16 protein-coding genes are annotated in these 24,019 nt (G+C 63.9%); 6 read left to right on the top strand and 10 right to left on the bottom strand.

Going from position 1 to position 24,019, the window contains the following annotated elements:
- Positions 1-11: 11 nt before the first annotated feature.
- Genes OKB87_RS12670 through OKB87_RS12660 form a run of 3 tightly spaced genes read left to right on the top strand, consistent with a single transcriptional unit; the run spans position 12 to position 4,484 of the window.
- Positions 12-2,888 (top strand): formate dehydrogenase subunit alpha, encoded by a 2,877-nt coding sequence (locus tag OKB87_RS12670; RefSeq protein WP_270827645.1) that lies wholly within the window; start codon positions 12-14, stop codon positions 2,886-2,888.
- 4 nt (positions 2,889-2,892) lie between these two features.
- Positions 2,893-3,516, top strand: coding sequence for a formate dehydrogenase FDH3 subunit beta (fdh3B, locus tag OKB87_RS12665; protein WP_011706855.1), 624 nt, complete (start codon positions 2,893-2,895; stop codon positions 3,514-3,516).
- Positions 3,513-4,484, top strand: a complete 972-nt coding sequence (locus OKB87_RS12660) for a formate dehydrogenase subunit gamma (RefSeq protein ID WP_270827644.1) — start codon at positions 3,513-3,515, stop codon at positions 4,482-4,484. Before fdh3B ends, OKB87_RS12660 begins: the two co-directional genes overlap by 4 nt.
- A gap of 65 nt (positions 4,485-4,549) precedes the next feature.
- Here the strand turns inward: OKB87_RS12660 and OKB87_RS12655 are convergent, their stop codons facing one another.
- A complete protein-coding gene (locus OKB87_RS12655; RefSeq protein ID WP_270827643.1) occupies positions 4,550-5,680 on the bottom strand; it encodes a hybrid sensor histidine kinase/response regulator in 1,131 nt (376 codons plus the stop codon).
- Between the two features lie 240 nt (positions 5,681-5,920).
- Here OKB87_RS12655 and OKB87_RS12650 point away from each other — a divergent pair, with 240 nt between their 5' ends.
- Positions 5,921-7,636, top strand: coding sequence for an NAD-dependent malic enzyme (locus tag OKB87_RS12650; protein WP_011706852.1), 1,716 nt, complete (start codon positions 5,921-5,923; stop codon positions 7,634-7,636).
- Between the two features lie 69 nt (positions 7,637-7,705).
- On the opposite strand, the gene OKB87_RS12645 is transcribed toward OKB87_RS12650, so the two are convergent.
- Entirely contained in the window at positions 7,706-8,047 is a 342-nt protein-coding gene (locus OKB87_RS12645) for an RT0821/Lpp0805 family surface protein (RefSeq protein WP_270827641.1), read from the bottom strand.
- Entirely contained in the window at positions 8,044-9,285 is a 1,242-nt protein-coding gene (locus OKB87_RS12640; RefSeq protein WP_270827639.1) for a hypothetical protein, read from the bottom strand. The genes OKB87_RS12645 and OKB87_RS12640 overlap by 4 nt, the downstream gene beginning before the upstream one ends.
- A 304-nt stretch (positions 9,286-9,589) precedes the next feature.
- On the opposite strand from OKB87_RS12640, the gene OKB87_RS12635 reads away from it, so the two are divergent.
- Entirely contained in the window at positions 9,590-10,828 is a 1,239-nt protein-coding gene (locus OKB87_RS12635) for a uracil-xanthine permease family protein (protein WP_016351527.1), read from the top strand.
- A 101-nt stretch (positions 10,829-10,929) separates the two neighbouring features.
- On the opposite strand, the gene pgl is transcribed toward OKB87_RS12635, so the two are convergent.
- The 4 genes from pgl to pykF form a co-directional block, all read right to left on the bottom strand.
- Complete coding sequence (gene pgl / locus OKB87_RS12630; RefSeq protein ID WP_270827638.1) at positions 10,930-11,937, bottom strand: 6-phosphogluconolactonase; 1,008 nt, start codon at positions 11,935-11,937, stop codon at positions 10,930-10,932.
- Between the two features lie 69 nt (positions 11,938-12,006).
- Complete coding sequence (locus tag OKB87_RS12625; protein WP_270827637.1) at positions 12,007-12,840, bottom strand: hypothetical protein; 834 nt, start codon at positions 12,838-12,840, stop codon at positions 12,007-12,009.
- Positions 12,841-13,052: 212 nt separating this feature from the next.
- Positions 13,053-16,376: a mechanosensitive channel MscK gene (mscK, locus tag OKB87_RS12620; protein ID WP_270827636.1), complete on the bottom strand. Its 3,324-nt coding sequence runs from the start codon at positions 16,374-16,376 to the stop codon at positions 13,053-13,055.
- Between the two features lie 149 nt (positions 16,377-16,525).
- A complete protein-coding gene (gene pykF, locus OKB87_RS12615) occupies positions 16,526-17,938 on the bottom strand; it encodes a pyruvate kinase PykF (protein ID WP_010633307.1) in 1,413 nt (470 codons plus the stop codon).
- Positions 17,939-18,254: 316 nt separating this feature from the next.
- Between pykF and OKB87_RS12610 the strand changes: the two genes are divergently transcribed.
- Entirely contained in the window at positions 18,255-18,467 is a 213-nt protein-coding gene (locus OKB87_RS12610) for a hypothetical protein (protein ID WP_270827635.1), read from the top strand.
- A 74-nt stretch (positions 18,468-18,541) separates the two neighbouring features.
- On the opposite strand, the gene OKB87_RS12605 is transcribed toward OKB87_RS12610, so the two are convergent.
- The 3 genes from OKB87_RS12605 to ggt form a co-directional block, all read right to left on the bottom strand.
- Positions 18,542-19,723 (bottom strand): M28 family metallopeptidase, encoded by a 1,182-nt coding sequence (locus OKB87_RS12605; RefSeq protein ID WP_270827634.1) that lies wholly within the window; start codon positions 19,721-19,723, stop codon positions 18,542-18,544.
- A 401-nt stretch (positions 19,724-20,124) separates the two neighbouring features.
- Entirely contained in the window at positions 20,125-21,768 is a 1,644-nt protein-coding gene (ybaL, locus tag OKB87_RS12600; RefSeq protein WP_024944173.1) for a YbaL family putative K(+) efflux transporter, read from the bottom strand.
- A gap of 386 nt (positions 21,769-22,154) precedes the next feature.
- A complete protein-coding gene (gene ggt, locus OKB87_RS12595; RefSeq protein ID WP_270827633.1) occupies positions 22,155-23,930 on the bottom strand; it encodes a gamma-glutamyltransferase in 1,776 nt (591 codons plus the stop codon).
- Positions 23,931-24,019: the final 89 nt, after the last annotated feature.

The raw sequence follows: 24,019 nt of genomic DNA, 5'->3' as shown, positions 1-24,019 counted from the left end.
AAGGAGAACTCATGAAACTGACAAAACGAGCCGAACCGGTCAACGCGAGCGAGCAAGGCAATGCGGCCGCTCGCGGTCAGGGGCTGACCCGTCGCGCCTTTATGGTCAACTCAAGTCTGGTGGCCGGTGGCGCCGTGGCCGCCGGCTGGCTGGCGCCTGCCATGATGCAACGGGCCGAGGCCAAAGCGGTGGCTGCTGACGTGCCGGTCGAGGTGAAGCGCACCATCTGCTCCCACTGCTCGGTGGGTTGCGGCGTCTATGCCGAGGTGCAAAACGGCGTCTGGACCGGGCAGGAGCCGGCCTTCGATCACCCCTTCAACTTGGGCGGTCACTGCGCCAAGGGAGCGGCCCTGCGCGAGCACGGCCACGGCGAGCGTCGCCTCAAGTACCCGATGAAGCTGGTGGGTGGCAAGTGGCAGCGCCTGAGCTGGGAGCAGGCCATCGAAGAGGTGGGCAATGAAGTGTTGCGCCTTCGCAAGGAGTCCGGCCCTGACAGCGTCTACTGGCTCGGCTCCGCCAAGCACTCCAACGAGCAGGCCTACCTGTTTCGCAAGATGGCGTCCCTGTGGGGCACCAACAACGTGGATCACCAGGCGCGCATCTGCCACTCCACCACGGTCGCCGGGGTCGCCAACACCTGGGGCTACGGCGCCATGACCAACAGCCTGAACGACATGCACAACAGCAAGTCGATCATGTTCATCGGCTCCAACCCGGCGGAGGCCCACCCGGTCGCCATGCAGCACATTCTGCTGGCCAAAGAGCGCAACGGCTGCAAGATCCTGGTGGTCGACCCGCGCCGCACCCGCACCGCCGCCAAGGCAGACATGTACCTCTCCCTGCGTCCGGGCACCGACGTCGCCTTTATCTGGGGCATGCTCTGGCACATCTTCAAGAACGGCTGGGAAGACAAGGAGTTCATCCGCACCCGCGTCTACGGCATGGACGAGGTGCAAAAAGAGGTGGCGCGCTGGACCCCGGCCGAAGTGGAGCGGGTGACCGGCCTCAACGAACAGCAGGTTCATGGCGCCGCCAAGCTGCTGGCCGACAACCGCCCCGGCTGCGTGGTCTGGTGCATGGGCGGCACCCAGCACACCACCGGCAACAACAACACCCGTGCTTACTGCATCCTCGAACTGGCCCTCGGCAACGTGGGCAAAAGCGGGGCAGGCACCAACATCTTCCGCGGTCACGACAACGTGCAGGGTGCCACCGACTTTGGCGTCACCTCCGACTCCCTGCCCGGTTACTACGGGTTAGAAGAGGGCTCCTGGAAGCACTGGGCCCGAGTGTGGGACGTGGATTACGAGTGGATCAAGGCGCGTTTTGACAACAAGGCCTACAACGGCAAGCTGCCGATGAACAACAACGGCATTCCGGTCTCCCGCTGGGTGGACGGGGTGCTGGAGAACGCCGATCTCATCGAGCAGGGCTCCAACATCCGCGCCATGTTCTACTGGGGCCATGCGGTCAACTCCCAGACCCGCGGTCCCGAGATGAAGAAGGCGATGCAAAAGCTCGACATGATGGTGATTGTCGACCCGTACCCCACGGTCGCTGCCGTCATGAACGATCGCACCGACGGTGTCTACCTGCTGCCGGCCACCACCCAGTTCGAGACCTATGGTTCCGTCACCGCCACCAACCGCTCCATGCAGTGGCGCGACAAGGTGGTTGAGCCGCTGTTCGAATCCAAGGTGGACCACGAGATCATGTATCTCTTGAGCAAGAAGCTTGGCTTTGCCGATGAGCTGTTCAAGCACATCAAGGTCGAGAACAACGAGCCACTGCTGGAAGACATCACCCGCGAGTACAACCGCGGCATGTGGAGCGTGGGCTACACCGGCCAGAGCCCGGAGCGGCTCAAGGCGCACCAGCAGAACTGGCACACCTTCCACAAGACCAACCTCAAGGCCGAGGGCGGCCCGGTCAGCGGCGAAGTGTACGGTCTGCCCTGGCCCTGCTGGGGTACCCCGGAGATGAAGCACCCCGGCAGCCACATCCTCTACGACACCAGCATTCCGGTGTCGGAAGGGGGCGGCGGTTTCCGCGCTCGTTTCGGCATCGAGTATCAGGGCGTCTCGCTGCTGGCCGAAGACTCCTGGCCGAAGGGGAGCGAAGTGGAAGACGGCTATCCCGAGATCACTGCCGACCTGCTGAAGCTGCTCGGCTGGTGGGATGAGCTGACCGAAGCCGAGAAGAAAGAGGCCGAGGGCAAGAACTGGAAGACCGACCTCTCAGGCGGCATCCAGCGGGTGGCCATCAAGCATGGCTTCGTGCCCTACGGCAACGCCAAGGCGCGCTGCGTGGTGTGGACCTTCCCGGATCAGGTGCCCAAGCACCGTGAACCGCTCTACACCCCGCGCCGGGATCTGCTGGCTGACTACGCCACCTGGCCCGATGCCAAGAGCCTGTGGCGCCTGCCGACCCAGTACGCCTCGGTGCAGGAGAAGGATGTCAGCAAGGAGTACCCGATCATCCTCACCTCCGGCCGTCTGGTGGAGTACGAGGGGGGCGGTGACGAGACCCGCTCCAACCCCTGGCTGGCCGAGCTGCAGCAAGAGATGTTCGTCGAGATGAACCCGGCGGATGCCAACGACGTCGGCGTGCGCGACGGTCAGGACGTGTGGGTGGAGGGGCCGGAAGGGGGCCGGGTCAAGGTGAAGGCGCTGGTGACCCCGCGGGTCAAACCTGGGCTCGCCTTTATGCCGTTTCACTTCGGCGGTCATTTCGAGGGCCAGGATCTGCGCGCCAAATATCCGGAAGGGTCAGACCCCTATGTGCTGGGGGAGTCGGTCAACATAGTCACCACCTATGGCTATGACCCGGTTACCCAGATGCAGGAGACCAAGGTCACCCTGTGCCGTTTTCGCCAAGTAGGAGCCTGATCTCATGGCCAGAATGAAATTCATGTGTGACACCAAGCGCTGCATCGAGTGCAACGGCTGTGTGACGGCGTGCAAGAACGAGAACGATGATGCCCTCGAGTGGGGCATCCAGCGCCGCCGGGTGGTGACCCTCAACGACGGCCTGCCGGGGGAGACCTCCATCTCGGTCGCCTGCATGCACTGCACCGACGCTCCCTGCATGGCGGTCTGCCCGGCCGACTGCTTCTATCACACCGACGACGGCATAGTTCTGCACAACAAGGATCTCTGCATCGGTTGCGGCTACTGCCTGTTCGCCTGCCCGTTCGGGGCCCCCCAGTTCCCGAAGACCGCCGCCTTTGGCGATCGCGGCAAGATGGACAAGTGCACCTTCTGTGCCGGCGGCCCGGAAGAGGATCACAGCGAGGCGGAGCGCCAGAAGTACGGAGCCAACCGCATCGCCGAGGGCAAGCTGCCCATGTGTGCCGAGCTCTGCTCCACCAAGGCGCTGCTGGCGGGGGATGCGCAGGTGATCTCCGACATCTTCCGCGAGCGGGTCGCCTATCGTGGCGCCAAGGAAGCGGGCTGGGGCAGCGGTGAAGAGCTGTTTTACGACGCCAGCAAGGCGGGCAAGGGAGGGGCGGCATGAAAACCTGGCTAATGGCCCTGTTTGCCGCCCTGCTGCTGGTGAGTACCGCCAGCTTCGCCGACGCCGAGAAAGAGGCGGTCGGTTTTGCCGGCGCCGACTACTGGCGGGCGGTGAAGGACGGGCAGGAGGGGGTGACCACCTCCCGCTCGCCGGAGCACGGGGTGCTGATCTCGGTGCCGGGCCAGCTCTGGTTCGAGGTGAAGACCAAGTGGGTGTCGCCGCTCGGTGCCATCGCCATTTTCGGGTCGCTCGCCATGTGCGGCCTGATGTACTGGGCGGTGGGGCCGACCAGGCTCTCCAAACCGCGCACCGGGCGCAAGCTCAAGCGCTGGAGCCGGCTCGATCGGGCGCTGCACTGGACCACGGCGGGGATGTTCCTGACCCTGTCCGGGTCGGGGCTGGCCATCATCTACGGCAAGCACTTTATCAAGCCGGTGGTGAGCATCGGGGTGTGGGAGAACTGGATCTGGTTCGCCAAGGTGTTCCACAACTACGTGGGGCCGCTCTTCTTCCTCTGCCTGATGGGAGTGCTCATCAAGTGGTTTCGCCACAACATCGTCAACATGGTGGACGTGCGCTGGTTCATGAAGGCGGGCGGCATGCTGGGGCCCCACAAGGGCAGTCACCCTTCGGCGGGCTTCTCCAACGGCGGCGAGAAGGCGATCTTCTGGCTGCTGATCTGGTTTGGTGGCATCGTCGTGGCAACCGGGCTGTTTCTGGACTTCCCCATCTTCGGCCAGCTGCGCCGCCAGATGGAGTGGGCCAGCTTCATCCACATCGTAGGGGCTCTCATCCTCATCTGCGGCTTCATCTTCCACATCTACATGGGCCTGTTCCAGCTGGAAGGGGCGCTGGAAGGGATGATCAGCGGCGAGGTGGACGAAACCTGGGCCAAGGAGCACCACGACCTCTGGTATGAAGAGGTGAAGCACCAGCTCGACGAGCCCAAGGCAGGCAAGTCAGGCTGAGGCTGACCGCGACATCAGGATGAAAGAGAAGGGGCGCTGCGGCGCCCCTTTGTTGTGTCTGCCGCTCAGAGCGGCGGCTGCAGCGGCAGCCGGATGCGGTAGCAGAGCCCCTCGCCGGGCGGGCTGGTGACGGCGAGCTGGCCGTGCAGATTGTTTTCCACCAGGTTGTGGATGCGACAGGCGCTCAGCCCGCAGTGGCGGGCGTCACCACGCAGGGTGGTGAAGAAGGGCTCGAACAGGTGGGCCAGCTGCTCGGCCGCCATGCCGGGGCCGTTGTCCTGGTAGATCAGCAGCAGCTCGCTGCCGGCCCGCTCCACCTGCAGGGTGAGGCGATGCTCCCCCGGCCCCTTGAAGGCGTGCTCCATGCTGTTCTTGATGAGCTCCTGCACCAGGTCGAGAAACAGCGACTCAGGGGCGGTCAGAGTGACCTCCTCGCCACCCAGATCGGCGTTGACCCTGGCGATGAGAAACTCGGGGGTGAAGGCCTGCAGCAGCTTGCGCAGGCTCTTCTGCACGGCGAAGGGGGTGGCGGGCAGCTCGGTCTGATCCCGGGTCAGCTCCTTGAAGCGGGTCACCAGCAGGGCGACCCGGCGCAGGCTGGACTCCACCAGCTCGGTGCCCTCCTTGATGTCGGTGAGCTGCTGCTGGAGCAGGCGCTGCCCCAGCATGCCGTTTTGCACCGCGCTGGCCAGCAGATCGCCGGCGCCGTGAATGAGGCTGGAGGCGGTGATGCCGATGCCGATGGGGGTGTTGATCTCGTGGGCGATGCCGGCGGTGAGCTGAAACAGGCTCTGGTAGAGCTGCACCTTGGCCTGCTGACGCCCCAGCTCCTTGAGGCGCAGCTGGTTTTGCACCCGGGCCAGTACCTCGAGCTGGTGGAACGGCTTGGATACATAGTCGCAGCCGCCGGCCTGAAAGGCCTGCTCGAGCGCCCCGATCCCGCTGTTGGTGCTGATGAAGAGTACCGGCAGGCACCACTGGCCCGGCAACTGCTTGATGCGGCGGCACGCCTCGTAACCGTCCATCACCGGCATGTTGATGTCCATCAGCACCAGATCGGGGGGGAACTCGGTGGCGGCATCCACCGCCTGCAGGCCGTCGGTGGCCTCCCGCACCCGGTAACCCGCCTCTTCCAGCAGACTGCGCAAGATGTAGCGGTTGGATGCCATGTCATCGACGATCAGGATTTCACTCATCTGTTTGTTCTCTCCTGCCCCCGGGAACCTCTCCCTGCCGGTGGCCTGCTGTTGAGCATAGTTGGCCGCTCTCTGTGGCGCGTGGCCGGTATGAGACCATCATCCGCCTCGGCGCGGATTTTGGCCGCAGGGTATGCCCAAGCTCACAAAACTAAACAGGCAAACGTCATATGATTGATTTCATTATGAGTCTTGCTCTCCTGCCGAACGGCAATTTCACGTAAATCAAAGAGAATGACTATGGCTACCGGACAATATCTGCTGTGGAAAGATGCACAGGGACAAGATTTTCGCCCCGTTGCACTGACTGGCACCGATCTGCTCAACGATCGCAATCTCAACAAGGGCACCGCCTTTACCGAACAGGAGCGCGCCGACTTCGAGCTCGACGGCCTGTTGCCTCCCCAGGTGCAAACCTTCGAAGCCCAGCTGGATCGGGTCTATCAGGGCTTTCTGAGCGCCTGCAGCGACATCGAGAAGTATCAGAACCTGCGGGCATTGCAGGATCGCAACGAGACCCTGTTCTACGCCCTGCTGGCGCGCCATGTGGAGGAGATGACCCCCATCATCTACACCCCGACCGTGGGCAAGGCGTGTCAGGAGTTCAGCCACCGCTACCAGAAGGCGCGCGGCCTCTACATCACCCCGAAGAACGTCGATGACATGGGCTCCCTGGCCCGTCAGCTGGATGCCAAATCGGTGCGCATCATCGTCGTGACCGACAGCCAGGGGATCCTGGGGATCGGTGACCAGGGAGTGGGCGGCATGGGCATTCCCATCGGCAAGCTCTCCCTCTATACCCTGGCCGCCGGCATTCACCCCGCCTGCTGCCTGCCCATTGCGCTCGACGTGGGCACCGACAATCAGGCGCTGCTGGATGATCCCATGTACCTGGGTCAGCCCCACAAGCGCATTCGCGGCAAGGAGTACGACGACTTCATCGACAAGTTCGTGGCCGGGGTCAAGCGCCACTTCCCGAATGCCGTGCTGCAGTGGGAGGACTTCAGCAAGTCCAACGCCTTCAACAATCTCTCCCGTTATCAGCAGTCGCTGCCGTCGTTCAACGACGACATCCAGGGCACAGGTGCCGTGGTGCTGGCGGGCATCATAGGGGCGGTCAAGGTCAAGGGCGAGACCCTGGGCCAGCAGAACTATCTGGTCTATGGCGCCGGTGCCGGCGGGGTGGGGGTGGCGGATCAGATCTGCGCGGGCATGATCCGCGAAGGGCTGGATCCGCAGGCGGCCCGCGATCGCATCTATATCCTGGATACCCAGGGACTGGTGTGTGACAACCGCGAGGGGCTCGACGAGTACAAACGCCGCTACGCCAAGCCTGGCCTGCTGCTGGCCGGCTGGGACACCGAGGTGCCCGGCAAGGCCAACCTGACCGACGTGCTGCGCCACGTGCCGATCACCGTGCTGCTGGGCACCAGCGGCTCGGGCGGCGCCTTCAAGGAGGAGCACGTGCAGCTGATGCAAAAACACTGCGCGCGCCCCATGGTGTTCCCCCTCTCCAACCCGACCGCCAACTGCGAGGCGCTGCCGGACGACATCTATCGCTGGAGCAAGGGCAAGGCCATCGTCGCCACCGGCAGTCCGTTCAAGGATGTGCACTACGAGGGGCAGGAGTTCCGGGTCGGTCAGGGCAACAACGTATTCATCTTCCCGGGGGTGGGTCTGGCGGCCATCGTCAGCCAGATCCGCGAGATCACGCCGGACATCTTCACCACTGCCGCCTTTGCACTGGCAGAGTGCGTGAGTGAGGTGGACCTGGCCAAGGGGGCCGTCTATCCGCGCATTCGCGAGCTGCGCAACATCTCGGTACACGTGGCGACGGCAGTGCTCAAGGACATAGTGCGGCGGGATCCTTCCCACCCGCTGATCGGTCAGGATCTGCAGCAGCATATTCTCAACCACATGTGGGAGCCGGTCTACCTGCCCTATCGCCGGGTATGATGGCTGCAAGCTTGCACTTGCAATAGCAGAGGGGTGGCCATGGCCACCCCTTTTTTGTTACCTGAGCTGTCAGCTGCGCAGCGGCAGCCAGTGCCCCGCCTTGCTGCGGCAGGCGGTGTCCTGCCACTGCTGGCTGGCCTGGCCTATGTAGAGCTGCTCGCGGTAGTCGCGGCACCAGAGGCCGTTGGGGTGGCGGAAGGTGCGCAGTGGCGTGACGCTGCCCGAGTGGCGGTTGGCGGAGTTGAACCAGGTGAGGCTCTGGCCCTTGGGGCGGGTTTGCAGCGCCTCGGCCAGCGCCTGATTGGCCAGCGCCACATCCTGCTTGTCCATCTGGTGATAGAGCGGGGTGGCTGGCTGGGTGGCACAGCCGGACAACCACAGCGCCAGGCAGATCAGCAGATAACGGCTCATGGTTGCACCTTGCTGTTGAACCCTTGCTGGATCAGCGCTTGCTCCTGCGCATCGGTCAGGGTCTGGCCGCGATCGTCGACCGTACCGTCGCCCCGGATCTGGTTGCCATCGGCATCGACGGCATCTACCCCGTTGTCGTCGATCGTGCCGTCACCCCGGATCTCGTTGCCGTTGGCATCGACGGCATCTACCCCGTTGTCGTCGACCGTGCCATCGCCCCGGATCTCGTTGCCGTTGGCGTCGACGGCATCTACCCCGTTGTCATCGAGGCCGTTGCCGAGGCCACGCCCGCCACCATGACGATCTCCGCCGGCGTGGCGGTCCCCTCCGCCATGCTGCTCACCACCGGCATGCCGATCGCCCCCTGCATGCTGCTCGCCGCCGGCATGTTCCCCACCGCCGTGGTCGTCACCACCATGGCTGCTGTCGCTGCCGCCATCGTGACTGCTTCCACCGCTGCTGCTACCGCCATCGCTGTCACTGCCTCCACCGCTGCTGCCGCCGCCATCGCTGTCGCTGCCTCCACCGCTGCTGCCACCGCCACCGCCATCGCTGTCACTGCCTCCACTACTGCTACCGCTACCACCTCCGCCGCTACTTCCTCCTCCACCGTTTCCACTGCCATCGCCATCCTTGTTGTGAACGATCAGCCCATTGGCGACATAGCTGTGGCTGCCATCGAGGATCAGGTTGAACAGTGCCGTGGTGGGCGGGGCGTCCAGCCAGCAGAGGGACTCCACCAGTAGCGGGGCGGGGTGGGGGGCCAGCGCCAGGTTGCCTGCGCTGCCGTGCTCCGACCAACCCAGCAGATGCATGCCGGTAAAGAGCGGCAGCACGGCGAGGGTCGGGTTCTCGGTACGGGTCATGGCCGGGGCGATGGCTGCCCAACCACGGGTGGTCAGCAAGGGGTGCTCAGCGGTGAAGAAGGGGGCCAGCCGGTTGAGCCCGTACAGCCGGCGCGCTCCCAGCAGTACCCGCTCGACCGCCAGGATCTGGTTGCTGTGGCCATATTGATCCCGTACCCGTTCACCGACCCGCAGGGTCTCGATGGGACGCTCCTCCCCATCGGCCATCAGGATGCGGGTGCCGGCCACGAAACAGGACTTGGCATAGGCCTGATTCAGCTGCCATTGATGGTGGCTGAAGTCATAGCTGAGCGGGGTGGCAAACAGGGCCAGGGCGATGGCTGAGCCTACCAGCAGTCGGCGCTGGCTGGGCTTGAAAGCGGGCAGTGACATGGGGGACTCCTTGTCCGGCTGGGTTCACGCCATCAAGTATAGAGGGGGCCGGTAGTGGGCAGGGGCAACACCTGACAACAAAACAGCGTGGAAAAACGATTGGCGCCGGCGATAAAAGTGCGTAAAATCGCTTCCTCGATGCTTGTAGCAACGAATCCCGCCTAAAAAGCCAGTTTCATGCTCTCCCCAAGCAGTAAGAGGCAACAAATGACGCCGAATGGCTCATTCAGTGCCTTGAAAAAGTCTTGTGATAACTGAAAAGTGTCAAATATCCCTGTCAGTTATCAAAAAATTAAGGACATCCATGTTTTCCTTAGTCAAGCAAAGTGTCGCCGGGCTGCAAATCCTGTTTGTCGCCTTCGGTGCCATGGTTCTGGTGCCCCTGCTCACCGGACTGAACCCCTCCATGGCCCTGCTTGGCGCCGGTGTGGGCACCCTGCTGTTCCAGCTCTGCACCCGCCGCCAGGTCCCGATTTTCCTCGGTTCCAGCTTTGCCTTCATCGCCCCCATCATTTACGCCACCCAGACCTGGGGCCTGCCCTCCACCATGTTCGGCCTGTTTGCCGCCGGTTTCATGTACTTCATCCTGGCCGCGCTCATTCGCGTGCGTGGGATGGGTTTCGTGCACAAGCTGCTGCCGCCGGTGGTGATTGGTCCGGTGATCATGGTGATCGGTCTGTCGGTCGCCCAGGTAGCCTGCAACATGGCGATGGGCCGTGCCGGCGGTGAGCAGGTCGTGCCAGCCTCGGTTGCGCTGACCCTGGCCGGCATCTCGCTGGCGGTGACCCTGATTGCGGCGGTGTTCTGCAAGGGCTGGATCAAGCTCATTCCCATCCTCTCCGGCGTCATCGCCGGTTATGTGGCCGCCGTGCTGATGGGTCAAGTGAGCTTCGATGGCATGGTGAATGCCCCCTGGTTGGCGCTGCCCCACTTCGTGACCCCCGAGATCAACTGGGCTGCGGCGCTGTTCATGCTGCCGGTGGCCATCGCCCCCTGTATCGAGCACATCGGCGGCGTGCTGGCCATCGGTGGTGTGACGGGCAAGGATTACACCAAGAACCCGGGTCTGCACCGTACCCTGGCCGGTGACGGCATCGGCGTCTGCTTCGCCGGTTTCATCGGTGGTCCCCCCGTCACCACCTATGCCGAAGTGACCGGCGCCGTGATGATCACTCGCAACTTCAACCCGGTCACCATGACCTGGGCCGCGGTGTTCGCCATCATTCTGGCCTTCTTCGGCAAGTTCAACGCCCTGCTCACCTCCATCCCGATGCCGGTGATGGGCGGCATCATGCTGCTGCTGTTCGGATCCATCGCCGCCATCGGTCTCAAGACCCTGGTGGAGTCCAAGGTGGATCTGGGGCTGTCGCGCAACATCGCCATCGTGGCCGTGACCCTGACCGTGGGTGTCGGTGCGCTGGAGATGAAGATCGGTGACTTCGCCCTGGCGGGTGTGGGTCTGGCCTCGGTGGCCGCCATCCTGCTCAACCTCATCCTGCCCCAGCACTCCGAAGAGGGTGCCATGGAGAGCGCCAAGGATTAAATGCCTGGCTTGCTGTGCGTTGAGATGATGAAAGAGAGGCCACCCCAGGGTGGCCTCTCTGTTTTGTCGATGCGCCGGGCTCGGGGCTAAGTGCTGAGAGCTCAGGGCGTCAGCGTCAATACCCGCACCCACATGGCCCCTTCGCCCGCCGGCTGGCGTGCCTGTAGGGTCAGGGCGCCGCTGGCCGGATCGATGCGGTGCAGCGCCAGCTGGTGGGAGGCCTGCCCTGCCGCCAGCAGCCAGCGGCCCTGCCCGTCGATGGCAAAGCCGCGCGGCATGGTTTCGGTGGGGAAGTGGTCGACTACGCCGAGCTCGCCATCCGGCGCAATGGCGAACTGGGTCAGCAGGCTGCTGGCCCGCTCGCTGCTGTAGAGAAAGCGCCCATCCGGCGTCACGTGCAGATCCGCGCCCCAGTACTCCCCCTGATAACCGGCGGGCAGCATCTCCAGGCTCTGGCACAGTGTGATGTCGCCATCGGCGCTACGCCGATAGCGGTTGATGGTGCAGTCGAGCTCGTTCAGGCAGTAGAGGTCGCCATTGCTTGGGTGCAGCGCCAGATGGCGCGGGCCGGCGCCGCTGGCGGTCTGCAGATCCCCCCGCGGATGGGGGCGCAGCCGACCCTCCCGGCAGAGCACAAAGCGGCGGATACGGTCCTCCTTGAGGCAGGCGACCAGTACCTCCTGCTCGCCCTGGCTGTCGGCGGCCAGCAGGGTGACCGAGTGGGCGGCCTGCAAGCCATCGAGCTGCTGATGGGGCGGCGCTGCCCGACCGGTGCTTCCGATGGCGGAGACGGTGACATGATTGAAGGCATATGAGGCCGCCAGCAGGAAGCGGCCGTCGGCCGAGATGGCGGTGTGGGAGGCGCTGCCCGCGAGCGGCGCCGAGCTCGGCTCGCTGAGTCGGCCATCCACGCCAATCCGGTAGCTGATGAGCGCAAAATCGGGCCGCACGGCGGCATGGAGCCAGTGTCCGTCCGGGCTGATCACCAGCGGCTGGACCTGGCCCGGGGTGTCGACCACCTGCAATAACGCGAGCTCCCCGCTCCCGGCCAGGGCGAACACGTGGATCTGCTGGCTGGCGGGGCTCGCCACATAAACGACCTGCTGCATCTGCTCTCTACTCCTTGTCATGTCATGGGCAACGGCGGTCATCTTATCCTCTTTCGGGACCGCTCTGGCCTACTCTTTTGCCCGCCCCGGGCAGACCACCTGACGGGCCTTGAGGTGGTAGAGCTCCACCTGCGGGTGGCTGAAGAAACCCACTTCCCACGGGTTCTTCTGCACGAAGGCGGCACGAATGGGCTCGAACAGCGGGTGATCCTGCGGGATCTGGTAGGCATCGGCGGCGATGATGGTGTAGTTCCACTCGATGGCGCGGGTGTAGGTGAACACCGCCCGCGAGTCGATGGCGAAGTGGCAGCGCCCGTCGCGCTTGAGCAACTGCGACTTGAAGGTCTCTGGGAAGGTGATGAAGAAGATGTCGTCCTCATCGGAGGAGAGAAACGCCAGCACTGTGGTGTGCGGCTGGGACTGGGCCCGGGTCACCAGCACCCCGATCTTGTTCTCCACTTCGCGCAGGTCTGGCACCGGCAGGCCGGTGAGCGGGGTGACCGGCAGCTCGCAGGCGGGGCGTTCATCGGCCGGATGCTGATAGTCCGGCCGGGCGAAACCATAGACCACCCGGTTGCCGTACCAGAGCTCGAACTGCAGCGGGGTGACCTGCACCTTGTCCGGGGCGGTGCGTGTTATCACCCCCTTGTAGGAGACGCGATAGACGCTCAAGGAGGCGTCGTACTCGTCGACCCCGGTGCGGTTGTCCAGATGCAGGGTGATCTTCTCCCCCACCGCCAGTTGGTGCCCCTTGGGGAAGCTCAGCAGCAGCTCGTCACCGGCCTGGATCTCGACCCCGCAGATGTAGACGCCGGTCTCCTTGCTGGCGGGGTCGACATAGGTGGCGGCCACCCCGAGCAGGGGAGAGCCGAGAAAAGAGAGCAGAGAGGATTGGGAACTCATTGGCGCACCTTGGCAAATGTGGGGGTTGGCCCCTCAGTGTATCGCGGCCGGCCCGGATTGGCAGACCCCCTCACTGGGGGAGGTAAGCACTTCAGGCTAGCGGCAAACGGTGTCCCATTCTGGCCGGCGTGTCACAAAACCAGCGCAGATGGCTGGCCGCCGACCATAAAAAAGGCCCCTTGCGGGGCCTTCGAGTGGCATGGCGTGCTGCCTTAGACGGGCTGGGCACCCGGCAGGGCGGGAGGCTGGGCGGAGTCGGACTCCACCTTCTGCTCTTCGCCCTTCATGTTTTTGATGTAGACATCCATCTGGTTGAACGCGATCTCGATGCCGTTGGCCTTGAACAGGGCGTCGATCTTGCGGTTCAGCTCGTCCACCGCCGGGTTGCGATCGCCGAGCTCGCTCACGAAGAAGCGCAGCTCGTGATCCAGGGTGCTGGGGCCGAAGGTGAGGAAGTAGACGATGGGGGCCGGGTCTTTCAAGACGCGGCTGTTGTCGTCCGCCGCCTGTTTCAGCAGGGTACGGGTCAGCTCCAGATCCGAGCCGTAGGCCACCCCCACCCGCACGATGACCCGGGTGACGGTGTCGCTCAGCGACCAGTTGATCAGCCGTTCGGTCATCAGCACCTTGTTGGGGATGATCACCTCCTTGCGGTCGAAGTCGGTGATGGTGGTGGCGCGGATGCGGATCTTGGAGACGGTGCCGGAGAAGGTACCGATGGTGACGGTGTCACCGATCCGCACCGGACGCTCGAACAGGATGATGATGCCGGAGACGAAGTTGCCGACCACCTCCTGCAGACCGAAACCGATACCGACCGTCAGACCGGCGGCGAGCCACTGCAGCTTGTCCCACTGCATGCCCATCAGGGAGAGGGCGGTGAGGGTACCGACCCCGATCAGCACGTAGTTGAGCATGGTGGTGATGGCGTAGGCCGTGCCCTGGGCCAGACGCAGCTTGGAGAGCACCAGCACCTCCAGCAGACCCGGCAGGTTGCGAGCCAGTGACCAGGCCGCCCCCAGCATGAAGATGGCGGTCAGCACATCGCTCAGGCTGACGGGGTAGAGCACCGCATTGGCGCCGGAGCCCACGCTCTTGTGCCACAGCACCATGCTGTCGAGGTAGGAGAAAACCGCCACCAGATCGGACCAGAGCCAGTAGAAGGCGACGCCGAACACCAGCAGCAGCACGGTGCGGGTCAGGCGCAGGGACTGCTGGCTGACATCCTCCAGATCCATGGGCTGCTCTTCGATGGACTCACCCCCTTCCGCATCTTCCGAGGACTTGTGCTCGCGCTTGGCCACCGCACGGCGATAGGCCAGGCGGCGGGCCGCCAGCTCCAGCCCGCGCAGGGCGGTGCGGTAGACCAGGCTCCAGATGATGATGAGGTAGAAGGATTCGATCAGCCGGCCGGTCAGCTTGAGGGCGGTGTAGTAGTAGCCCAGCCCGACCAGCACCATCAGCGCCACCGGTGCCAGCGCCAGGGCGATGGCGGTGATGGACTGCTGCATGCTCGCCTCGCCCTTGATGCGGGCGCGGGAAATGGGGAACACCAGGTATGCGGCCAGCCCCAGCAGGGCCAGGGTCAGCGCCTGACCCACCACGTCGTTGCCCAGCGACGAGGGTTCTACCACCGCCTTGGTCGACAGCATGATGAGCGGCAGCAAGGGCACCCACAGGTAGCGCATGCTGGTGCGCTTGGCCTGCAGTTCGGCTCTGGCAATGCGGAAATGGGTCTCGGCGATGCCGCCCGGCCGCATCACCGCCAGGTAGACGCTGAACACCAGGTAGCCAAGCGCCAGGTTGAGGGTGATCTGGAAAATCAGCTTGGAGCTGAGCAGACCGCAGTCAGTCAGCAGCAGGCCGGCAGCCAGGATGAACAGGCTGCCCGGCAGGCGCTGCAGCACGGTAAACAGCAGGGCACGCGGGGTGTGCCACTGGCTGTCCTGGCGAAAACGCCCCAGATCCTTGGTGATCTTCTTCTGCCGCTCCACCAGCGCCGGGCGCTTCCAGATCAGCAGACCACCCACCAGCAGCAGCGGGAAGGCGAGCAGGGTGATGGGCAGCAAGGTTTCACCCCAGCCGCTCCAGTCCGGTTTCAGCACCCAGTCGGAGGCCTGCTTGTAGGCCTGGGCCGGCCAGCTGATGAACCACTTGCCATCGATGGGCTTGTTGCTGCTCACCCAGAAGATGTGCTGCTGCAGGGTAAATTCGATGGAGGAGTAGATCCGCGCCAGCTGCTGCTGGGTCAGCTGCAGGCTGATGGCGTTGGTCAGCTGGGCATCCAGCTGGCGGTTGAGCTGGTCGAGCAGGCTGATGCGGGTGTCGAGCAGCTTGGAGAGGCTGGTTCTGTCCTCCTCGCTCACCGGCTCGCTGCTGCTGGCGATCAGGTTGTCCAGATACTGGGTCTTCTGGAACAGCTGGTCGCGCTGCTGGCTCAGCTCGAACTGGGCCAGGTGCAGGTCGGCGATCTGCTCTTCCAGGTTCTTCACCAGCGTGGAAGGCGATGACTCCAGCTGTTGATAGAGCTGGTAGAGAATGCGTGACAGCAGCAGGTTGCCCTTGAGCATCTGCACCTGTTCGTTGAGGTTACGCTCGGTCTGGGTGCCGCGCTCCAGCCAGCTCTTGGCCTGCAGGTTCTTCTGCACCAGCGAGTTGAGGTTGGTGGTGGCGCTGACCAGCTGCTGGCTGAGCTGATGGTTGAGCTCCTGCTCTTTTTGTACCAGCGGATTGTCATCCGCGGCGACCAGCTCGCCGGTCTGCTCGGCGGTCTTCTCGGTGTCACCGAGACGCTTGGCACTGCTCTGCTCTTGCAGCAGTTGCAGCTTCTGCTCTTCGCTCGCGAGGCGGGCGCTCTGGTAGTCGCGCTGCTTGACCGCCAGATCCTGCATGCTGGTGCGGTTGTCCAGCTGCTGTTGCAGGTTGGCCAGTTGCAGCTCCTGCAAGGCCAGCTCGGCGCCCAGCTTCATCTTCTCGGCGCCGCTCACCCCGTCACCGGCATTGAGGCGGGTACGGATCTCCTGGCTGCGCTGATAGGCGCGGCTCATCAGGGCCTGGGCCCGCTCCGGCAGGGTTTGCAGGCTGGTGATCTGGCTGCCGATGGTGCCGAGGGCTTCCTGGGCATCCTGCATGTTGGCCATGACGTCGGGCTGGCGACTCTCCAGCTCGCTCAGACTCATGCTGGCGTATTCACTCTTGATCTGTTCGGCACTCTTGTTCTGGGTCAGGGCATCGAGCTTGGCGCTGATGTCCCTGAGCTCGGCCGGCAGGGAGCGGATGCGCTCGCTCTGGCTCTTGGCCTTGCTCTTCTCCTTCTCGATGCTGTCGAGCAGGGTGAGGGTGTCGGTCAGGAATTTCTGGTCGGCCTGCTGGCTGACGGTGAGGGTATCAGACTTGCCAAGGGCATCGAGTGCCCGCTGCACACTGGCACGTGAGGGCACATCCTGCGCCATGGCCTGCGGGGCGCAGAGGCTGACGAGTAAGCAGAACAGCGGCAACAGGGTGGCCGAGGCTCTTTTGAAGCGTGTTGAGAGCATAAAACTTCCGGGTTATTACGCGATATTTGGGAATTTTCCCACTTGGATTAAATCTGCGTGGATTCTAACACCGGGCAGGAATGGGCAGCAGGGGGGCAGATAAAAAAAACGGCGCCCGCAGGCGCCGTTTTCAGCTTGTTCAGTTCCGATTAAAGAACGTGAACAGAAGCGGTGTTGGTGGTGCCGCTCGGTACCAGGGCACCGGAGACCATGACAACCACGTCACCCTTCAGACCCATGCCGCTGGCCAGCGCCGCTTCTTTACCGATACGATAGAAATCGTCGGTGGAGGCGATGCTGTCAACCACGTGAGCAACCACACCCTTGGTCAGTACCAGCTGGGCAGCGGTCTTCTTGTTGGTGGTGATGGCCAGGATCCAGGCTTTCGGGAAGTACTTGCGGATGGCCTTGGCAGACTTGCCGCCTTCGGTGGCAACCACGATCAGCGGGGCATCCAGCTTCTCGGAGGTCTCTACCGCGCCTTTACATACGGCTTCGGTGATGCGCAGCTTGTTGCTGTCGTTGGCAGCAGACAGGTTGGACGGCATCACGGCATCGGTACGCTCGCAGATGGTGGCCATGATGGTCACGGCTTCCAGCGGGTATTTGCCCTTGGCGGACTCACCGGACAGCATGACTGCGTCGGTACCGTCCAGGATGGCGTTGGCCACGTCGCCGGCTTCGGCGCGGGTCGGACGCGGGTTCTTGATCATGGAGTCCAGCATCTGGGTGGCGGTGATGACCACTTTGCGGGCTTTGTTGCACTTCTCGATGATCATCTTCTGGGCGAAGATCACTTCTTCAACCGGGATCTCGACACCCATGTCGCCGCGGGCAACCATGATGCCGTCGGAAACAGCCAGGATCTCGTCGAAGTTGTCCAGGCCTTCCTGGTTTTCGATCTTGGAGATGATCTGGATGTTCTCGCCACCGTGGGCTTTCAGGTGCTCACGGATTTCCAGCACGTCTTCTTTCTTGCGAATGAAGGAGGCGGCAACGAAATCAACGCCTTGCTCGCAACCGAAGATCAGGTCGCGCTTGTCTTTCTCGGCCAGGGCCGGCAGCTTGATGGAGACGCCCGGCAGGTTGATGCCCTTGTTCTCGCCCAGATCGCCGTTGTTCAGTACTTTACAGATGACTTCGCGCTCGGTGATCTCGATGACGTCCAGACCGATCAGGCCATCGTCAACCAGGATGCGGTTGCCGACGCGCAGGTCGTTGGCGAAACCGGCATAGGTCACGGCTACTTTGTCTTTGTTGCCAACCACGGTCTGGTCGGTGGTGAAGGTGAAGGTCTGGCCAGCGACCAGGGCAACGTCGTTGCCGCCTTCCAGCTTGATGGTACGGATTTCCGGACCCTTGGTGTCCAGCAGAATGGCTGCGTGCTTGCCGGTTTCGGCCATGACAGCGCGCAGGTTGCTGATGCGACCACCGTGCTCGGCGTAGTCGCCGTGGGAGAAGTTCAGGCGCATGACGTTCATGCCGGCGTCCAGCATCTTGGCCAGCATTTCTTTGGATTCGGTCTTGGGACCGATGGTGCAGACGATTTTGGTCTTTTTCATGTCAGTCTTCATGGTTAAGGAGTTTCCGCCGTGCAATATACACCAGTTTTTGGATACTTTTTATGATCCAGAAACAACGTTTTGACCAGATAACGTTTTCTTTTCAGGGATAACGTTTTCCTCTTGGCTACTTTTTAGGGCATAAATTAACTGGTCCGCGCAGATTTGGCATAAATGTCGCCATATGTATCTCGGCGCCGGCCCGCCTCGTCAGATGTTGTAAAATGACGATCCCGTCCCGTCATCAAGCCGTCATCGGTCCTCGACAAGAATAGACACTCTGCTGCCACCGTAGTGCCGCAAAGAGTGTCGCAAGATGGCCCCTTATCTGTTGCTGTTGTCCCTTGCCCTGCTGGGTGTGCAGGCGCTGCCCGCCAGCTGCTGGCCGGCGGATCCCGCTCCCCGCGATGGCGCGCTGCGCGCGTTCGAGCGCCTTGAAATGCACCAGGCCCAGGCCGCCACGGCCCTCGCGCAGCAAGGCTTGCCGCGCCCCAATACCCCGCTTGACGGGATACATCGACAGCCCTGAGCGGCAGATGCAGAGACGAAAGAGGGAGGCCTGGCCTCCCTCTTGTTTTGGATACGTCACCTCGCCTCGGCGGCTCAGTTTATCTTGCCCATCTCGATGGCAAAGCTGGTGGCCAGCTGGGCGAACTTGAGGGCGTGGGCAGCCGAGGGATCAGAGTTCTGCAAGGTGTCCTGGGCGGTGTGGATGTTGGGGTTGTAGTCGTTGAAGCGCGACTCGAACGGCATGGCGGCCGGGTAGCCCTGATTATGCCAGGAGGCGTGATCCGAGCAGCCGTAACCGCAACTGTCATAGCCGTAGCGGATCTGGGGCAGATAGGCGTCGAGCAGCTGGGCCAGATAGCCGGTCAGCCCCTTGTCGGTGTAGTCGGTCATGAAGATGATATCTTCCGCCGAGCCCTGGTAGTTGGTCATGTCCAGCTGCAGCGCCGCCAGCACCTTGGTATTGGCCGCCTTGTAGCGGGTGGCGATGTCCTTGGAGCCGCGCAGCCCCACCTCTTCCGCCGCATAGCCGATGAACTGCAGAGTACGTTCCGGCTGGCGGCCCTGCTCGGCGATGACCCGCAGCACCTCGGTCAGGGTGGCGATGCCGGAGGCATCGTCATCGGCGCCGGGGGCCAGGGTGCGGCTGTTGGGAGCCGAGCCCGCGGTGGAGTCGAGGTGACCGCCGAGCACCACCACTTCGTCCGGGTATCGGCTGCCCTTGAGGGTCAGCACCACGGATTGCTGCGGATAGCCGCTGTGCTTGACCCGGCTGACGCTGGCCCAGGGCAAGGTCGCGCTCAGGGTCTGCCACTGGCCGGCCACCCAGTCCGCCGACTGCACCCCTGTGGTGGTGGTGTAGTAGCGGTTGCGCCAGCTGGCGAGCTGGCTGATGGTGCCGACTATGTTGTCCTGATCCAGATAGGGCAGCAGCCGGTTGACGCTGGCCCCCTGGGTCAGCGGCGGGGCGCTGAACAGGTTCTGGCTGATGGGTTGGGCCATGCTCTGCAGGGCGTCGGCCAGGGTGCTGTGCACCACATAGCCGCCGCAGCGTTGGTGCCCTTCGTGCATCAGGTGGGAGAGGGTGCCAAGCTCGCTCGCCTCGACCTGGGCCAGCTGGACCGGGGCGCCGCTGGCGCTGAACAGGGGGGCCAGTTTGGCCTTGACCTGCTTGAGTTCGACGCCGCTGTCGGCACCGACCGTGATCCAGACGGGCTCGGCGGCCTGTACGGCGAGGGGCAGCAGGGGGAGCAAGAGGGCGGTCAACAAGGGTTTCATAGCGGATCCTTCCAGAGTGAGTTGCAGGCATGTGTGCCAAGTGGGTGTCATAAGACGACTGGCCCAGTCTAGCCAAAGGGAGAAAACGGCGAATTTGCCCATCTGGCGCGCCCCTACCCCCGTCCGGTGGGGGCCGCTGCAGGATCTGCTGTCTACTGCGCCCCGCTGGGGGTAACCGCTGGAGCTTTGTGCTGGCGAGGGGAAGCTGCGCAGCGTGCCCGCCGCCGAGGCGGCGCTCTGCCCTGACCTGGGGAGCTGACAACGGGAGTCAAATTGTGCCATATCGGCGCGAGACGCCGGTGGGCATGGGTGGGGGGGGGGTCTGGGTACCCCAAAGCACGGGTGTAAAAAGAGACATAAAAAGAGGGGCCTTGGCCCCTCTTGCGTACTGGATGGCGGGTTTACGCAGTTGCCTGGGCCAGCATGCCGAGCGCTATCTCACGTTCGCCCATGATCACCTTGTCCGCTCCCTGCTTGGTGAGGAAGCTCACCTCGTCGTCGCTGTGGGCGCGGGCGATCACCCGGATCGCCGGGTTGATGAGCTTGGCCTGGGCGATGGCCTCGCCGGCCTCGAAGCTGTTTGGGATGGCCACCAGCAGCCAGCTGGCGTCGGTGATGGCGGCGCGGCACAGCACCTCGTCATCGGCCACGTTGCCGTTGACGTGGGGAATGTCGGCCTGGCGCAGGCTCTCGAGCCGGTGCGGATCCTGCTCGATCACCACCAGCTCGCGGCCGGCCTGCTGCAGGCCGTTCACCAGCAGGCGGCCGACCCGGCCATAGCCCACCAGTATGGTGTGGGCCTTCATCTCCACCGCCGGGCACTTGCACTCGGCCAGCACCTTGGCGTTGTCGGCGTCCGGGTGTTTCTCCAGGTAGCGCTCGACGGCGTTGAACACCAGCGGGTTGAGCATGATGGAGAGGCTGGCCCCCACCAGGATCAGGTCACGAGCCCCTTCCGGCACCAGCTTGAGCACGATGGCCAGCCCGATGAGGATGAAGGAGAACTCGCCGATCTGGGCCAGGCTGGCGGAGATGGTGAGGGCGGTGCGCCGGCTGTAGCGGAACAGTCGCACGATGGCGTAGGCCGCCGCCGACTTGCCGAACATGATGATGAACAGGGTGGCCAGCACCGCCAGCGGCTCGGTCAGCAGCACCGCCGGGTTGAACAGCATGCCCACCGAGACGAAGAACAGCACGGCGAAGGCGTCCTGCAGCGGCAGGGTGTTGTTGGCGGCGCGATGGCTCAGCTCGGAGCGGTTCATGACGATGCCGGTGAAGAAGGCGCCGAGGGCGAAGGAGACGCCGAACAGCTTGACCGCGCCGAAGGCGATGCCGAGCGAGCAGGTCAGCACCGCCAGGGTGAACAGCTCGCGCGAGCCGGTGCTGGCGGTGTGGGCCAGCAGCCAGGGGATGAAGCGGCTGCCCACCACCATCATCAGCGCCACGAACAGGCTCACCTTGCCGAGGGTCCAGCCCAGATCCAGCGCTATGCTCTGCCAGCTCAGGGTCTGCTCGCCGAACTGGATGTCGGCGATGATCGGCAGCATCACCAGCGCCAGCACCATCACCAGATCCTCGACGATGAGCCAGCCGATGGCGATGCGCCCCTGCAGGGTTTCCAGATTCTGACGGCTCTCCAGCGCCCGCAGCAGCACCACGGTACTGGCGGTGGAGAGGGCGAGGCCGAACATCAGGCCGGCGACCGGATCCCAGCCCAGCAGGGAGGAGAGCCCCATGCCGAGCAGGGTGGCGACCGCGATCTGGGCGATGGCGCCGGGGATGGCGATCCGCTTCACCGACATCAGATCGCGGAAGGAGAAGTGCAGCCCCACCCCGAACATCAGCAGGATCACCCCCAGCTCCGCCAGCTCGGGCACCAGCTTCATGTCGGCCACATAACCCGGGGTGAAGGGACCCGAGATCACCCCGGCCGCCAGATAACCCACCATGGGGGAGATCTTGAGGCGCTGGGCAAACATGCCGAGGATGTAGGCCAGCACGAAGCCGCCGACCAGAGTGGTAATCAGGGGAAGGGAGTGGTCCATGTCGTCACCTCGCTAATGGCAGTCAGGGGGCTACCAGATCACCGCGCGGGCGAAGAGGGCAGCTGTCAATGAGCAGGGGGCGAAAGAGACAGATGCTGGCCGCATGCACAGAGGTGTGTCTGGGGGACAACAGTTGCCGTTTCTGTTGAAAAATAATACGTTTTTGGTAGAAAAACAATATTTATCCACATTTACGACTTAATTTGCGATTAAAACTGTATAAGTTGCTGTTTTGAGGTGAAAGCGCGCCTCTCTGGCGGTCAGGCTGGCAACAGTAATCAATCGATGATGGTTTTTCTGGCCACTGCTGGAGGAGGGGAGATAGCAAAAAAGCGGCCGACTGGCCGCTTCACTGCGTGGGGTTCCGAGTGCAGATGTAGCCGCGCTCACTGGCCCTTGGCGATCCCCTCCCGGCGCGGATCGGCGGCGCCCAGCCAGCCGCCGGTGTTGCGCTGCACGCCCTGCAGGCCGGAAGTTTGCTCGCTCAGCACCACCTCGTGCCCCTTTGCCTTGAGCGCCTCGACCACGGCGGCCGGGGTGCGACCCGCCTCCAGCTCGGTGGGGCCGTTGCGACTGCCGAAGTTGGGCAGATTGATCGCCTGCTGCAGGTTGAGCCCCCAATCCTGGGTGCCCAGCAACGTCTTGCCCACGTAGTTGATGATGGCGGAGCCCCCCGGCGAGCCCAGGCTCATCTCGAGCTCACCGCTGTCCTTGTCAAACACCAGCAAAGGGGACATGGAGGAGCGCGGCCGCTTGCCCGGCTCCACCCGGTTGGCCACCGGCAGCCCGGCGGCGTCCAGCGAGGTGAAGGAGAAGTCGGTGAGCTGGTTGTTGAGCAGGTAGCCGTTGACCATCAACCGCGAGCCGAAGCCGTCTTCGATGGAGCTGGTCATGGAGACCGCCATGCCCGCCTTGTCGACGATGGAGACGTGGCTGGTGGAGGGGAGCTCCGGGGTGGCATCCTGGCCGCGAGCCGGCGCCAGCGGCGGGGTGCCCGCTTTGGCCAGGCCCATGGAACGCTCGCCGATGAGGGCGCCGCGCCGGGCCAGATAGTGCTTGTCGAGCAGGCCGCTGACGGGGACCGCCACATAGTCGCTGTCCGCCACGTACTGGTTGCGATCGGCAAAGGCGAGCCGCGCCGCCTCGCTGTAGAGGTGGATCGCCTCGGCGGAGGCGGCCGGCTGGCCCTGCTCCCCCTGCACCGGTTTGAGGGCCGCCATGTCGCGGCTCTCCAGCATGCCGAAGATCTGGCCGAGGGCAATGGTGCCGGACGAGGGGGCCGGGAAGCCGCATACCCGGCTCTGGCGATAGTCAAAGCAGAGGCCGTCGCGCAGCTTGGCGCGGTAGCTGGCGAGATCGACCGCGCTCAGCACCCCGGGGTTGGTCGGGTGGGCGTGCACCTTGGCCACCATGGCCTCGGCCAGCGGGCCGCGATAGAAGGCGTCCGGCCCCTGGCTTGCCAGGGTTCGCAGCACCTTGGCCAGCGCCGGGTTGGTCAGTCGGCTGCCCGCTGGTTTGGGGCTGCCGTCGGCCTGATAGAAGTAGGCCCGCGCGTCCGGGTCCTTGGCAAGGTAAGGATCCTTGGCTAGCAGTGCGGCCAGCCGCGGGCTTATCACGAATCCCTGCTCCGCGAGGGCGATGGCGGGCTCGAACAGCGCAGCCCAGGGCAGCTTGCCGTAACGCTGGTGGGCCAGCGCCAGTGCCCGCACCGTGCCGGGGGCGCCCACCGAGCGCCCGCCCACCACGCCGTCGTAGAAGGCCATCGGCTTGCCATCCTTCATGAACAGCTGATCGGTGGCGGCGGCGGGGGTTGTCTCGCGGCCATCCACCGCCGCGACTTTCTGGCCATCCCACACCAGCATGAGGGATCCGCCGCCGATGCCGGAGGATTGCGGCTCCACCAAGGTCAACACCAGCTGCACCGCGATGGCGGCGTCCACCGCGCTGCCACCGGCCTGGATCATCTGGTAGCCCGCCTCCACCGCCAGCGGGTTGGCGGCGGCCACCATGAAGTCGCGGCCTTGCCAGCCCTGTTTGTCCTGCCAGCCGCTGGCGGCCTCCGGCGCGATCAGGGTGTGGGCGGGGGGCGCTTGCATCTGCTGAGTGGCGCAGCCGGCCAGCAGTGCGAGGGCGATGGCCAGCCCCAGTGGTTTGCGCAACATGACACTCTCCTTGTCTGTTTTATGAGCATGAGTGGGGGACTATGTCACGATTGGCGCTAATGACTCAAGTTGTTGAATCAGATCAACAA

Origin of the sequence: Aeromonas sp. Y318-1, from assembly GCF_027706125.1 — a bacterium.
Taxonomy (GTDB): domain Bacteria; phylum Pseudomonadota; class Gammaproteobacteria; order Enterobacterales; family Aeromonadaceae; genus Aeromonas; species Aeromonas hydrophila.
The sequence above is the reverse complement of the archived record's forward strand: the minus strand, read 5'-3'. Positions and strand labels throughout refer to the sequence as shown.